10 protein-coding genes are annotated in these 15178 nt (G+C 59.0%); 1 reads left to right on the top strand and 9 read right to left on the bottom strand.

Annotated features, from left to right (window positions below):
• Positions 1–141 precede the first annotated feature (141 nt).
• From DES53_RS28660 to DES53_RS28620, 9 genes are all read right to left on the bottom strand, one after another.
• The gene (locus DES53_RS28660) at positions 142–606 is read right to left on the bottom strand and encodes a hypothetical protein (RefSeq protein ID WP_113961785.1); all 465 of its coding nucleotides are present in this window, start codon (positions 604–606) and stop codon (positions 142–144) included.
• A 78-nt stretch (positions 607–684) separates the two neighbouring features.
• Positions 685–2829: a zeta toxin family protein gene (locus tag DES53_RS28655; RefSeq protein ID WP_170157493.1), complete on the bottom strand. Its 2145-nt coding sequence runs from the start codon at positions 2827–2829 to the stop codon at positions 685–687.
• On the bottom strand, positions 2729–4966 hold the full coding sequence (locus DES53_RS33310) for a hypothetical protein (RefSeq protein ID WP_170157492.1): 2238 nt from the start codon (positions 4964–4966) through the stop codon (positions 2729–2731). Before DES53_RS33310 ends, DES53_RS28655 begins: the two co-directional genes overlap by 101 nt.
• Before the next feature lie 2 nt (positions 4967–4968).
• Positions 4969–6705, bottom strand: coding sequence for a hypothetical protein (locus DES53_RS28650; RefSeq protein ID WP_147263690.1), 1737 nt, complete (start codon positions 6703–6705; stop codon positions 4969–4971).
• Positions 6706–6729: 24 nt separating this feature from the next.
• Positions 6730–7518, bottom strand: coding sequence for a hypothetical protein (locus DES53_RS28645; RefSeq protein WP_113961782.1), 789 nt, complete (start codon positions 7516–7518; stop codon positions 6730–6732).
• Positions 7519–8653: 1135 nt separating this feature from the next.
• Positions 8654–11089 carry a hypothetical protein gene (locus DES53_RS28635; RefSeq protein ID WP_147263689.1) on the bottom strand — a complete coding sequence of 812 codons (2436 nt, stop codon included), beginning with the start codon at positions 11087–11089 and terminating at the stop codon, positions 8654–8656.
• A gap of 102 nt (positions 11090–11191) precedes the next feature.
• The gene (locus tag DES53_RS28630) at positions 11192–11794 is read right to left on the bottom strand and encodes a phage connector family protein (RefSeq protein ID WP_113961779.1); all 603 of its coding nucleotides are present in this window, start codon (positions 11792–11794) and stop codon (positions 11192–11194) included.
• A gap of 438 nt (positions 11795–12232) precedes the next feature.
• On the bottom strand, positions 12233–12688 hold the full coding sequence (locus DES53_RS28625) for a hypothetical protein (protein ID WP_113961778.1): 456 nt from the start codon (positions 12686–12688) through the stop codon (positions 12233–12235).
• Positions 12689–12750: 62 nt separating this feature from the next.
• On the bottom strand, positions 12751–13647 hold the full coding sequence (locus DES53_RS28620) for a phage capsid protein (RefSeq protein WP_147263688.1): 897 nt from the start codon (positions 13645–13647) through the stop codon (positions 12751–12753).
• A gap of 737 nt (positions 13648–14384) precedes the next feature.
• Between DES53_RS28620 and DES53_RS28615 the strand changes: the two genes are divergently transcribed.
• On the top strand, positions 14385–14858 hold the full coding sequence (locus tag DES53_RS28615; RefSeq protein ID WP_113961776.1) for a hypothetical protein: 474 nt from the start codon (positions 14385–14387) through the stop codon (positions 14856–14858).
• Positions 14859–15178: the final 320 nt, after the last annotated feature.

Below are 15178 nucleotides of genomic sequence, written 5' to 3'. Positions count from 1 at the left end.
CGCCTCCGCCATATGCAGCGTCAGCCCTGCACGTGGAGCACAACACAGTGCTCTGGATAGCCCGAAGGGCCTTCGAATACCCGCTCAGCTTACGCTCCACCTACACGAGCCTGACGTTGGACCTTGCTCTTGCATGAAACATCAGTCGTCACTGCTATCACCAATCTCCGATGGCGTTGGTTTCGCAGTTTCAGCTTGTCGTTTTGACTCCTGCTCTTCCACCATGGCCAGATCCTTGTCCACGGCGTCAGGTGGATCATTGGGAACATAGGGGGGTGGCTCCTCGGGCTCTTCTCCTCCGATATCGAAATCATACAACCATCGCTTTATGAGTTCGTCGATGTGTAGGCGGCTGTAGTCTTCCTGCCACTTAGGAGAAACGTCAGACGCCGCGGCCCGCCGAGCGGCGAGTTCGGACTCGCTCGGCAGAAGTCCGTGTTGACGGCGGTATGTCAGTCTCCAACCCGGGCCGTGCACCTCATCCAAGCGACGTTCCGCTTCCTCCAGCGAGACCTTCATAATCGCTGAAGCTGTTCTGATGCGCCGTGCATCACTTTCCTCGTAGGTCATAGCCATGTTACCATATATACCAGTGTCCTCCAGCATAGTCAAATTTCGATGCTTAGTGGGACAGCTAGCGAGTAACGTACTACGAGCGTGGCCTCGGAGCATTGACCCTTGATACTAGGGTGATTTTCCGGTCTGATCTCTGGATTGTGGCTCTTGCAACCACTGCTTCCAGCGCTTTCTTGTGTCGTTGTCCAATCGAGACATCACTGCTTTTCCGGGCGTCCCGTCCGGCAACCGCAGGATTTGCTTCGCTTCTTGGATAGCCCAGTTATTACGTTGTTGCTGATTCAACCCCTTGAGTTCTTGGTTGTTCCCGCTCAACACTTCCTGCCAGAAAATCGCTTGTAGTTCCAGGTCAGGCCGTGCCAAACGTTCGAGCACCACAGGATCGAACCGTACTGCACTACCCTCGGAAAAGTCGCCTGGTTCCCCTGCTTTCCCACGGTTCCGCACTGCCTCACGAAAAGTCTCAACGACGGCCTTTCGGCTGCTGCCAATGAAGTCACCGGCAGTGAGCGAGAGATCCCCACCGCCTTGAATTCGACCCAAATTGATGACCTTTGGCATTACACCCTTAATTTCGTCATCGTTATACCAGTATTCGATTGTCACGCGCGGTTCATTAGCGAAGTGTTTTGCGATGGTGACTATGCTCTTCTGCGCGTCGAGATGTGCTTGGGGAACATCGGTAATCGGCCCCCACCGTCCCAGTTCGTCCGCACGATTAACGACACCTTTCAGTGCAAGGCCAATAGGTCGCTGAACATACTGAATATCTACAGTCCAGCCATGGTCTATTGCATATTCAATGCTCTGGATAGCTTCTGCCGTGTTCCTGAGAGTACCATCAAAGACCAGGTCGTAGTCCGCGATCATGGCATCATCAACCACAGTACTTTTGCCTGCTCCAACTCCTCCTGCGGTAAACAGTATCTTTGTCCTGCCATTGGGTGATGCCAGCTCACGAAACAGCCGGTCTGCCGCATCGATCGCCGCGGCGTGGACCGTGGCTCTCCCGTAGTCGATACGCCACTCGCGACTGGTCCGATAGTTCTCGTCAATCATGCGAGAAAGATCCGTGCCCAAAACCTTCCCGCCTTTGGTTTCGGGAATCTGTCGGTAGATCGCGTCTGCGTGCTCCCGATCGTCAATGAGATCCTTGAATCGACTGTCATGGGCTGCGAGTGCGCCCTTGAGCTTGGTGCTCCTCCAGCCCTCCACATTGATTTTTCCAGAGGCATCTCGCATGGGGCTTGGAGCTCCCAACTCCTGCGGCCCCAGCGAGAAGGAAATCTCGCCCCAGTTGTCACTGAACTCAGCGCCAAGATCAGCGGCTTCTTCCTCAACGTGGAATACTTCTCGTCCTTGGATAGCACCATTCATTATATCGGTCATTGGAGCTTCCATTGGAAATTGGCTCAGTGAATCGCTGGCATCGTTCTCATCCGTGGTATTCATCGCCGAAACCTGCCCCCCGTCCATCCCCAGCGCCCTCTTCAGCGTACCCTCCAAATCCCCATCCAGCGTCCCCGCACGCCGCATCTCCTCCAACTCCGCACCGCGCCGCCACACACTGCGGAAGAACGTCTCATACGCCTGCATCGTCGGCCCAGCCTTCGAGCCCATGATGTCCGCAAACATCTCCCGGAACCCCTTCTCTTTCCAGCGTGCCAGCGTCGCCGCATCACCATGCTTCGCCCTGCCTACAAAGTAGTATTGCCCCAGGTGCGACCACGCCTCTTTGATATCCCCATCGGTGATCTGCGCATCCTCAGCCGTGCGGAAGAGCTTCATGCCCGTCCTGCGCTCCACATCACGCAATGTATCCAGCAGCCACGTCCGCTTGCGCGGCTCCCGCATCATCACACTGGCATCACCTTCCAGCTTCTCCTCAATGAGGGTGAGGGGAGTGGCACCCTCATAAAGCCGTATCGTCGTCCTCGCCACCCCCTCCTTGAATGCCGTTCTGGACATGCCCAATATCTGTCCAGCTACCTCAGCATCTGCCGCTTCCGGAGCTGTCACCTCCGCCATATGCAGCGTCGTATCATACTCCCCATCCTCAACAACACGTTCCTGTGCTGCGTTCGTTCCGGATATACTATCGGATACCGTATCCAAAGACGTGGCACCAAAGTCCGCATCCGTCACCAGCGTATCACCCGCCTGCCCGCGCTGCTGCACCTGCTTCCTCGTCGCCAGCCCCGTCTTCACCGCCCGCTGCGCCATCATCTGCTCCGGGGAAAACTGCAGCGCCACCTCCCGGCCCGCCTCCATGTCCTCCTGTATCTTCGCAAACACCTCGCGCATCTGCTCCGTCATGCGCATCCCCCCGGTGCCCCGTCCAATCCCGCATCGCCGTCACGGCCTCTTGCGCCGTACGATAACGTCCCCTGCTCCCATCGTCGAACGTCAGTTGATAACTTCCATCCCCCGCGCGGCTCAGCACAGGCAGCGCTCCAATCTTCTCCAGCTCGGACACGGCCACCCCGCGCCGCTGCGCCTCCTCCCGCAGCAGCAGCGCCGCCGCATCACGTTGGCGTATCAGGTTCGCCCCATCGAGCTCAATGCGCCCCGCCGCATGCTCCTCGCGCATCATCGTATCCACTTCTCCCCATTCGTCCCTTCGGGCGGCATCGGAAATGCGCAGCGCGGATTCCTCGGAAAACCCCGCCGCCTCCAGCAGCAGCGGATGCCTCGCCTGCTCCCGCATCGCCCCCACCTCCAGGGAAGTGCCCACCCCATGCCCCACCACCGTCATCCAGATCACCGTGGACACCAGCTCTGTATGCCCATCCTCCCACCCTTGAAAGGCCAGCTCCCACGGCGCATCCGCCACGTCCTTGGACAGCGCCGCCACCAGCTGCTGCGTGTAATACGGCGCGAAGTGTTGGGCCTTCTCCTCACCGTACTCCACCACACTCTTCGGTCCCAGGATCCACAACCCCTTGAGTTGACCGGCCCACGTCGTCGCCGGCGTGCGCGCCAGCTTCAGCAGGTTCGGCAGACGCCCCAGCAGGAAGCGGTTGGACACCGTCTCCACCAGCGCCTGTCCCGGCGCCGTCCATATGGCAATCGATTGCGCCCATGCCCGGGGCATCCCCGGTTGCTCACGCCGTATCCGCTGATAGTTACCCTCGGCGAACTGCCCTGTCATCGCCATCCAGCCGAGCGGATGGAAGGACGCAAGCATCTGCGGCGCAGAGCGTACCATGCCGTAGAATCCTGAGGAAAACCAATTGCCCTTGATGGGATCGATCGTTCCTTCTCCGATGGCATGCATCCGCGCGAGCATGTCATCGAAGTCCAGCGCCTTATCCACTTCCGCCCGCAACTCTCTCAGGGAGTCCGGATGCGAGGAAACCGCCCGCCCGTTCCCGAAAATATCCACAAAGTCAAACGCGGAGGCCCTCCCTTCCTCCACCTGTTTGATTACGCGATCGATATTCTCCCTCGCGATCAGCAGCTCGTTCCTCTGGCCAACTAGAAACGTCCCGCCCACCAGGTCCACAATGCCTCTTCCAAGTGACTCCGCCGTCTTCTGCGCCCACTCCTTGTAGTCCCCATCCGGAGCCCCTCGGACCATGATGGCATTGATGACGTCCTCCCGATCTTCCTCAGGCACCTTGAGCATCCGTTCCGCGACGACTCTCCAGTCCGACCCCGCACCCTGTTTTACTCCCATCAGCACCTGCAGATCATTCACCGTGGATATGATGGCATCCTCATGGGGCATCAAGCGAAGTTCCAGATTGCTATGAGCGCCGTTGAAAGCTGTCTGAAACCTCAGGAGCTCATTGGGATATAGATCCTTGGCGCCCGGAATCGCGCCTATCCACCTGTCGAAGGCGTCCCATTTTGATTCACCTTTGTAGGCCGCCGAGATGGCGGCCGCCCCCATGCTTTCTGAATTCGCCTTCTCAAACTCGAAGATCTTCCTCTCCTCATCCACCTCCGTCTTCGCAAAGTCAAAGAACCGCCCCGCATCCGTCATCCCTGGCTCATCCCACACCTCAGACCCATAACCGCTCATATACAGCCCCAGGTGCTCGCGGATGTGCTGCTCCGGCGCCGAGGGCATTCGGCGCTTGATGAACTGCACACTCGCTTCCTGCTTCCTGAGCAGGTCCGCATCGTCCACATAGCGCGCTGCCGTTCCGACCAGCGGATTCATCCTGTCCACATTCTTCACGTCAGAGAAGAGACCGAAAAACTGCTCCTCCTCGCGCATCTGCTTCTCCAGGAGGTTGGGAAACGAAAACCCCACACGCTCGTCCTGCTGTCGCTTGTATCGGGAAAGGTAATCCTTCGCCTTCCCCTTCTCAGTTTCAGGCAGCAAATCATAGAGCCCCATGACTTCGAGGGCGTCTTCTTCAGAAATGAGTGGCAGTGCCATGTCTACTTGGAAAGGATGGAGTTCAGTTTCGTCGTGGCCTCCTGCGGCGTGAGTGGCGGCAGGAGGGGATTTCCAGCGCTCATATCTCCCGGTCCCGCGTTGACGTTCGGGAGGTTCGGCACCATCCCGCCACCGTGGCTCACCGGGGCGCCGCTCTGCCTGTAAGTCGCCGGTAGCTTCCCACCATGTTGCCCGATGAGTACCAGTAGCCGCGCCACCATCTCGTCCGTTGTCTTGAACAGCCCTGCTTGCTTCTCCCGTTCAAGGGTGCTCCGAATCGCCTCCCTCTTGTCAGCCAGTTGCGCCTCCCGCACCTTGTCGACCTCCATCTCGTAAGAATAGGACTCTGGCGCCTCTTCATGGTACGTCATGCTCCCAATCCTCCCGCCGGAAATCGTGAATAGCATCTGGTTGAAGGTACCGGAGTCCTTCTCCTCATACCGCTCTGGGTCCTTGATGAGTATCCGTTGCCCCCTCGCATCCACCTTCGGCTTCAGATATTCCCCAAAGACTTTCAGGTCCTCCACGTAGTGCTGCAACAGACCCGTCACCGTCCCCATGGGCAGCGGATCGTTCACGCTGGCAGCCTTCTTGCGCTCCTTCAACCGTGAAAGCAGCCGTTCCTTCTGCGGACCTTCAAAGGTCAAGCCAATCGTCGTCTCCATCGCCGCCGACAGGCGCTGGTCCGGATCATCATTCGCTCGATACGCATCGATGGTCGTGACCGCTTGTTCGTATGTCAGCTTCCTGTTCGTGGAAACATTACCGGCAATGTACGCCTGCACGTCCGCCCGCTGCTCTGTGGACAGATAGCGGTTTGGGTCGAATGCATCAATGTCATCAGGATGGATGGGCTGGCCATTGTTTGAGGTGACGTACTCCACCACATCTTCGATAATGTGGATGCGACGGTCTTGGAGCGCCTGGTCGGCGTAACTCCTTGCCTTCTCGCGACCCCGCGTGTCCAGCCACGGGAAATGCACGTACTTGCCATCCGCACCTCGCATATCGAGCTGCTCCCGCCCAGACTTCGGATTCGCATCGATCACCTTGTACAAGCCGTCCCCACGCTCCATGGCATCAATCGCATCACCCCGCGCCTGCGCCTGTTCCGGAGTCTGGAGCTTCACCTCGGTCCGGCGCTCGTTCACCGACCTCATCCCTGCGAAATTCCCCTGCTCCCGGTGCACCCTCTCCAGATTGTCCAGGCTCATCGAAGCCCTCTGCCGCTGTTGAGTCATCGCCAGAGAGGAAATGCGAATCTTCCCCGCCACCTCCATCCGCTGCAGTCGCATCCCGATGTGATGCTTCGCATAGGGACTCAAGCTCCTGTCAGACTCGAAACCCTTGCGCAGGCCCGCCACCTCCTTCTCCCATCCACTCACCCAGCTATCTTCACTGGTATCACCCGTCAGCCCATTCTCATAAGCTCCGAGGGACTCAGTCATCTTCACGTCCGCATCCGCAATATCGCCCTCGTTCTTGATCTTCGCCGTCTCTTCGAAGACCACCTTCATCGTCTTCCCCAGCGTCTGCAGCGCCTGCCCCCACGCCTCCCCCGCCACCCGGTCGCCTTCATACATATCCTTGGGCATCAGAGGCTGTTGATACGCCTTCGCCGCAGTCTGAGCCAGACCTCCATAGTCCAGTTGCATCCGCGCCGTCGGCACCCTCGAAAGTCCCTCTGCTGCCGGCACCGGCAAAGCTCCGCCATTGTTGAATAAAGGAATCGTAGCCATGATTCGAATTCGTTAAGCACCAGCTCACGCAACCTTGGGCGTGCTGGACGTACTGGGCGCGGGCTTCGTCGTTCCCAAATACCCACCCTGATAAGCCATCGTATACCCGGACTGGAGCAGCGTCCCCATGCCGGACACCAGCCCCGCACCCGCTGCACTCCTCATCCCGGACGCCGCATTCAGTCCCGCCAGCGACTCATATTTCGCGCTTCGCAAATCCATCCGCGCCTTGATCGGAGCCAGCGCACCTTCCGCCCGCAGCAGGGACGCCTGCCCACTGTAGTTCGCCGCACCTATCTCCCCGCCATAGCGCTCCACCTTCGCATCCCACAGCAGCGCCTCCCGTTTTGTGTTCGTTGTATACCACGCATCATTCAGCGCCAGTTGCATCGTCCGCGCAGACTCCGCCAGCACCTCAATCGGCGACCCCGCCGCCGCCACACCACTCTTCGCCACCCGCGCAAACGCGATTGCCATATGGCGTCGATGCTCCTCCCGCGTCCGCCGCTGCTCCTCAGTGCCCTGGAGCAGCACCGACTGCGCCTGCTGCTCCAGGTTCCGTGCGTTCACCTCCGCCGCCTGCCGCGCCATCGCCGCATTCGCCTCTGCCTGCCCAGCTTGCGCCCTCGCGTTCCACTCCGCCAGCGCCTGCTGCTGCCGGATATTCTGCGCCTGCACCGCATAGTTATATCTCGCCAGCGCCTCCTGATTCCGCGCCGCCTCCTTCTGCGCACTGTACTGCATGCCCACGCCGACAGCACTCGTGGCAAGGCCCCCGATGGCAAGGTAAACTGCTGCTGCTTCCCAAGTCATATCAGTCGATTCTGGTGAAAAGTTTATAGTGAGGGACGTCGTGTCCCTTGAATCCAAGATTCCGCTTCGCCTCGCGCGCCAGCGCAGGAACGCAATATCCGAACATCAGTGCGTGGGTGTCCTTCGTGCATGCCGCGATTGCCCGAATCACATGCTCAAGGGCCAAACGCGCCTCCGCCAGGTTCAAACCAGGCCTCGTGATCAACCACTCCAGAAAACACACCCCGATCCCATACGATTGATAGCAACATGCAAAAGCCATCGGTTCACCATCACGCTCACACACCAGGGCGAGGGGAGGAATCACAGTCTCAGGAAGGGGCCCCACGTTGTGCCCCTCACGCCACTCCGAAATCATCTGATAATCCCCGACCTTCTCCCCATACTCCCGCGCCCTCCACACCCCTCGCTCCTGCTCGTCTTCCTTCATATCGACACCTCCGATCTCAAGCCCCACACGCTGCCCTCACCACTTTGCATTTTTCATCTTTCATTTCTCATTTTGCATTCCCATCCCCACAACCCGCTGGGCCAGCAAATCCATCACCCACCCATCCTCAGTCTCCGAAGTTCCTCTGCGTCTCCGTGTCTCTGCGTTGAACCCACTGCACCCAACCCCACCCATCACCCCCAGAACCAATCCTCACCACTTTGCATTTTTCATCTTTCATTTCTCATTTTGCATTCCCATCGCCACAACCCGCTGGACCAGCAAATCCATCACCCCACCCATCTCAGTCTCCGAAGCTCCTCTGTGTCTCCGTGTCTCTGCGTTGAACCCACTGCATCCAACCCCACCCATCACCCCCAGAACCAACCCTCACCACTTTGCATTTTTCATCTTTCATTTCTCATTTTGCATTCCCATCGCCACAACCCGCTGGACCAGCAAATCCATCACCCCACCCACCCTCAGTCTCCGAAGTTCCTCTGCGTCTCCGTGTCTCTGCGTTGAACCCACTGCACCCAACCCCACCCATCACCCCCAAGAACCAACCCCAACGCCCATTAGCGGTCCAAAAACAAAACCGTAAGTCATCAGTGTACCCTCAGATTCTTTGGCTGTCCCCTGATGTACCATTCTCCCTGACTTTCCCCACCGTCGCACTGCTCACCGCTCACCGTCCCCACCGAATCAGCTATCCACTGAAAACACACACACCATCGCCAGCAGATTCAGCGGCTGCGGCTGCCTCTGCCGTATCGCCACCTGCACCCCCGTCGTATACGGAGCATTGATATCCCACTCCATATCATCCGTCCGCAGCGGCGGCGCCACCCCCAGCACATCCTGCGACCTCCGGAAGGGAATCTCCTCCCACAGCCCCGCATTCGGATTCGGCGAAATCTCCGCCCCCAGCGACTCATGCACCGAGAGAATCATCTTCACCGGGCGGAACAAACGCCCGCGACTCCCTCCATTCTCCAGTTGCAGCTCAATCTTCGTCGGCTGCAGCAGCGGCGTAAAGGGAAGCCCCACCACGACCACCTCCGCCGCGCGATCCAGCGCGATGCTCCCACCGCTCACCACCTTGCTCACCTGCGTCGCCCCATCCGCCCGCACAGACACCACCTCACCCTCCAGGTGTCCCAATCCCGTGATCGTATCCGTCGCCACACCGCTGTACGTCCTCGCACTATCCATGCACACCAGCCCCGCACGATTCGAATAATCAAACTGCGCCATCGCCGGTTGGAAGCTCTCCAGGTACCGCACCGTCTGCCCCTCGATCGTCCGCTTCACCACGAACCACACCTCATCAGACGTCCCATTCGCCGAGTAGTTCACACTCACACTCTCAAACTCACCCTCCGTCTCATGCACATGCCAGCCCGTCACCTCATGCTCCCGCTGGTACGTCAGCCCTATCAGCTTCCCATCCCCCGTCACCGCCCACAAAATCGCATCCCTGCGTGATTGGAACGCCGTCTGCTTTATCCCACCCTCCGTCACATGCTCGGACAGAATCGTCAGGTCCTGCGCCTTCAGCGAATCCTCCTCAAAGCTGTACGCCATCTCAGACACCGTCCGCCCATAGCGTTGCACAAACAGCACCACATTCTTGATAAGGCGTGCCATCAGATGCTCACTGCCCTCGCTCGACTGGCAGGACACCTTCACCGTCGTCGGCGTGATCGGCGTCGCATCAGACCCACTGTGCATCAGCCACTCCTCCGCCGCCGTCCCGATGATCAAGCCATTGCTGTTCCCCGTCATCCACTGCACCTGGCTGCTCTGCGTACTCGCCAGCACATAGTCAAAGCTCGCCTCATCCAGACTCGACTTCCGGAAGTTCTCAAAGTCTCCAATCGCCGAGCCCCAGATACGCACCGGCTCCCGCGCCGTGCCGCCATACACCACCCGCTGCTCATGGAAGGCCACCGTCCTCGGATACCCCTGATGCGGGCTCCATGCCCCCTCACTCCACAGCGTCGTCGCCGCAGTATCACCCAGGGAATTGATCACCGTGGCAGATACCTGCGTCGCACTCGTATATCCCGTGATTTTCGCCAGACCGTAAATCTTGCTGTCCACCGCCTCCAGCCACGCCCGGGCCCCGGCAGTATGACTCACATATCCCTGCACCCGGAGGCGGACGAGCACCTCCGTCGCCTCATCATAGGAAATCGGCGCCACATTGCGATCGCTCAGACTCCGGAACGTCCGCACCGTCTGCCACGTCGTTCCGCCATCCTCACTCCGCTCGATTTCCACATTCGAAGCCCACGTCCCCGCCGTGCCAAACTCCCACGACCCGATGACACGCAGCGGAGCACTCACACCATTCGCATGGAGACCGAGGTCCGTATACGCACTGCTCCTCCGATGTGCCACCTGGAAGTACGCACCCACATGATTCGCTTGAAAGATGCCCGTCGAGGCCGTCAGCGTGATGCTTCCAGTCGTCGCAGAGGGCGTGATCGTCGTACTCGTCACGTTCTCATCCAGCAGCGCCGGCCAGTCCCACACCACCTCCACCAGCGTCCAGTGATCATCCGCCAGCCGTGAAAGCTTCCTCGGCGCATACTTCGGATGCACCAGATAAATGATGTCATTGATCTGGGTGAACTGAATCTCAAACAGATCACCATCCTCGTAGGGGGAGGGGAGCTCATAAATATCCTGCGCCACCCACCGGCTCGCCCCCAGATCCGTCGCAAACACCGCTGCCGAGGTATGCGCCGTCACACAGTAGTAAATCGTTCCGCTCTCCGAGACATAATTCCCCACCGCATAAGGCGTCCCCGTCACCCAGGCACTCGCACTCAGCTTCTGCACCTGCTGCCGGTTGGACCAGAACCGTACATACCCATCTCCCAGCTCAATCTGGAAACTCGTCGTCCGCGAAAAGTTGAAGGGAATCAGCGCCGCCTTCCTGTCCCCATACTTCGCCGCTCCCATATACTCCGTCCCCGGTCGCGAAAACACCCCGCCCACTGCCCGCGGAATGAAATTCCTCAACCTCCTGCACCCCGTACGGTACTTCCCCGTATCCGCCCGCGCATCCATCAGCGGCGAAAGCTCCCCGCCATTGAAGTTATTAATCAACTGATGAATCGGCCCCGACATAAGAATATTCAGTCCTCACTTCCAAGTTCCCTGAACCTTGTTCCATCTCCCTAAGCGCAGCCCAGCCCTACTGACTACTGACTACTGACTACTGACTACTGACTACTCACCAAACCTCCCCATCGCCAAATCCGAATCCTCCCACATCCCAACGCGTCTCGGCCTCGACTCATTCGCATCTGTCTGCCTCGCCCGCGCCATCGCCTCCTTCGCCTCCCGCGTCAGCCGGTCCTTGATGCCATCATCCTTCGTCAGCTTCGTGCAGATACGCATCGCCAGCCGCAACGTCAGCGCCTCCACAAACAGCGGATCAAACAAGTTCGCATCCGTCACCCGCTTCAGATACACCACACTCGCCGCATCCTCATCCGTCAGCAGTACCAGCCCACCCGAGGGCCCATTCGCAATCTGGAAGTCATCCTCCGTCTGCCACGCATCCAGCCCGTTGAACTCCACCAGCCGGATGAAGTCCGCTGGCAGTTGATACTGATATCCCCAGCCAAACACCGGCTCCGTGCTCAACGCCGAAAGAGCCGCCAGCGTCCGCGCAAAGTTCCACGGATGCATCCTCAGCAGCGCATCCCTCGTCGGCCCAAAGAACAACCGGCACACCGCAGCCTGGTTCGAGGTCTCATTGATATCCGTGATGCTATAGCTATCACCCACCTCCGCCAGTGCCAGATTGCAAATCTGCGTATCATTCATACGTCAAAGTCCTCCTCGTTCTCGATCCAGACGCAACTCCACCATCACCCATCAATTTCAAATCCATGCCCAAGGAGCAGGAGCGTCTCGTTCCCGGCGTCACATACCCCTGACCATACCAAAGCCTCAGAACCCCAAATTCACCAAAACACCTTCCCCATCCAATCCTTCAGTCCCTCAGTCTCCGAAGTTCCCTCTGCGTCTCCGTGTCTCTGCGTTGAACCCACTGCACCCAACCCCCCCCAAGATATCCTCACCCAGTCAGAAGCCCCTTACTGCTTGGCAGCTCCGCTGCTTTGCGACGAACCCATCCAACACCAACTCTCCACGCCCACCCAGGAAAAAGGCGCCCCGCATAGCGCACCCCTCACCCAAAAAGACACACCACACGGGGCACCCACACCACCACCAACAACAAACCAAGAACTAAGAACTATCCTACCCCAACGTATACGCCACGTGCCACACCTGGTCGTGCGTCGCCAGATTCGTCACTGTCGTCGGCGTAAACGTCACCCACAACTCTTCCGTAAACTTGTAGGGATTCAGAAACGCATCCCCCTTCGTCCCCGCCTCGCTGAAGGCCTTCCTTCCCGCCGCACCACCCAGCGCCAGCGCCGCACCATAGCGGTCATCATCTGCCTCGTCGCCCAGCTTCCCCGTCAGCGCATCACCCGGATCACCATGGTCCACCGAGCACAGCGCCGGAATCACCCGCGCTCCCTTCGGCAGCTTCGCCAGATAGATCACATCAGACGTCGTCAACGCCGTCACCGCAATCTTCACATCCACATAGCGTACATCCCCACCAAACGCCCGGAGACTCGGTGCCTCCGAGAAATCACTCTCCGCTGCCAACTGCCCCGCCGCCAAATCCGTATACTTATTCGCCATATTCGTTCTTCAGATAAAAGTTCGTACCCTTGTCCCGTGTCCCTTATTCCTTGTCCCTCTCCTTACGGCGACTCATCGCAGTACACCCGCACCACCTTCTCATTCTCCGAGCGCACCGCACCCAGGCGACCCACCGAGCGAATCTGCTTCGCATGCCGCTTGTCCGGTCGCACATCAATGTAGCTGTTGCGTGAACCCTCACCCAGCTTCACCGCCGACTTGTGCCACGCAAAGCAGGAACGCACATCCGTGCTCACATTGCGGCTCAGGCGCTGCGTCGGAATCCACGTAAAGCCCATCCAGTAGCTGATCTTCCCGTCCTTCAGCGCCATCAGGTCACTGAAGTCCCGGCTCGTCGCCTCCGTGATGGCCAGCAGGTCATCCAGTTGCTTCGCCCCGTACGCAAAGAAGCGCTCACTCTCCGGCACCTCATTCACATTCAGGATGCGCGCCGCCTCGCGAATCTTCGCAAACGTCAGCCCGCTGTTCGCCGGCGCACCGCTCGGCACATAGTCCACCGCGATGGATTGACCAGCAGGGAAGGGGTCCGTCGTCGTCCCATCCTCACCAATGTACCGCGTCGCATCGAAGGCCGCGATGATCATATCATCCACCTTGCGATTGTACGCCATCGCCATATTGCGCACCTCGTCCGAGTCTGGCAGCACAATCTGCCCCAGCTGGCGCTCATCATCCTCATCGAACGTGATCACCTTCTCAAACTTCCGCGCATACAGCCAGTACTTCTCACCCGAGGTATCGCCATCCGGCGTGTCACCCTTGCGGGTCGTCACCTCGTCCATCTCATAGTCATTCAGCAGATTGAATGACTTCCTCTTGCCCGTCAGATTCCCACCCGGCATCACCGCCTGGCGCAGCCGGCAGTCCATCTGTTGAGCCACATGAGTCCAGTTCCTTTCGAACTCCGTCGGGTAAAATTGCGTAATATCCAATGACATATCGTTATCTTGCGAGTTTTCTGGTTCCGCTGCTCACGCACCCGCCACCGTCAATCAGGCCATCACATCGGCCACACTGGGGCAGGGGAGGGAAGGGGACACAGACATTCCAGTTCCTGTATAGATTCAGGGAGCCGTCACTCGCAGTTGTCAGCACCCGCTGGCTGCTGGATGAGGCAGAAAAAGTCACCGCCACCAAGTTGTCAGAGCTTCATGGCCCCGGCTCAATAGCAGCACCCCACACTCATAACGTGTTTTCTGGTCCCGTGCAACTCAAAAATCATGAAAACATACCCATCGCTGTCGCTCCACCACAAAGATGCCCCCGCGGGGAACGGCACTAGCCTTAGTGCCGGCAGTCAGCATGCTGGGTGCGGAGCCTTGAAGAAACGTGCGTGACACCACACTCGCCTTCAAGCATCCGAACTCAAATCCTGCCCGCCGCCTGTCGCAGACAGGGCAGCTCACATGCCGGAGGTATGACAGCCTGTAGCCGGTGGTTGAGCGTACTGATACCACCGGATAAGGGAGAACAGTCATCGCATCCCGACGGCGATGCCAGCGTCGAGCCAAGTGGTACAGGGCGTCCACGCCCTCCCTCGTTTCCGAAGGTATGTGTTCCACAAAATGCGTGCCACAGATGAAGTGGTTGATTCCTCACTCACACCCACCTTGCCATCCCAGCGCCCCCGGCATACCCTTTCACAGCCGAGGCCACATCCCCTGCAGCGCCACCCATGTCGCCCACCCGCGTCACCCTACCTCTCAACCCCAAGGAATTCCTGGAGACCTTTCGGCACGCCAGCTATGCCGCAGATCATCCCGACCCCGAGGCCGTGAGGTCGCGTGTCCTTAGATTCGGCAGACTGTATGACAACACCTACACCTTCGAAGGAGAGACCTTCACCCTGCCGGATACAGAGCTCGCCCTCTTTGGCGAGGCCGCTGAGCGCCTCTATGCAGGAAGACCGCACGTGTTCATCAGCTTCATGCGTCGCGCCGTCGCTCTCTTGACCATCGTACTTGAGGGCGTCCCCGAGGACCTCGCGCTCGCAGAGCTTCCGGATACCACCTTCCCCCAGGTCTCTTTCCGCCTCATCTTCGCCGCCGCCACGGACTACCTTGACGAAGTCAGCCCCGGTATCTTCGACTTCAACAGACCAGCTCTCTTCCGCGCCGCCCACGCCATTCACGTCCTGCCTGTCAGGTAGTGGCAACACCAATCCCCTGGCAACATCCCGGCCTCAGACTGGTGCATCCGATGATCTTGGCCCTCTGCCGTTCCTCGTCGCCTTCCAACAGTCTATCATGTCGCTCACCAATGAACCGGTGGAGAACCGCTGCGCCGGTTTCCTGAGCAGGCAGGCGAAGGTGGTGTGAAACTGATGCACGGCAAGCCGTTCCCCCATCCCCGGGGAGCAACCTCTTCCAACGGTTTCCTGCGCCACATCCGGCACTCACGGCATGGATATCCATCAGCTTCCATGAGTGGTTGACCTCAAGCCACCTCCCAACATCTCAAACCACCCCT

This window comes from Roseimicrobium gellanilyticum (assembly GCF_003315205.1).
GTDB lineage: Bacteria > Verrucomicrobiota > Verrucomicrobiia > Verrucomicrobiales > Verrucomicrobiaceae > Roseimicrobium > Roseimicrobium gellanilyticum.
This window is presented reverse-complemented; position numbering and strand designations above follow the sequence as displayed.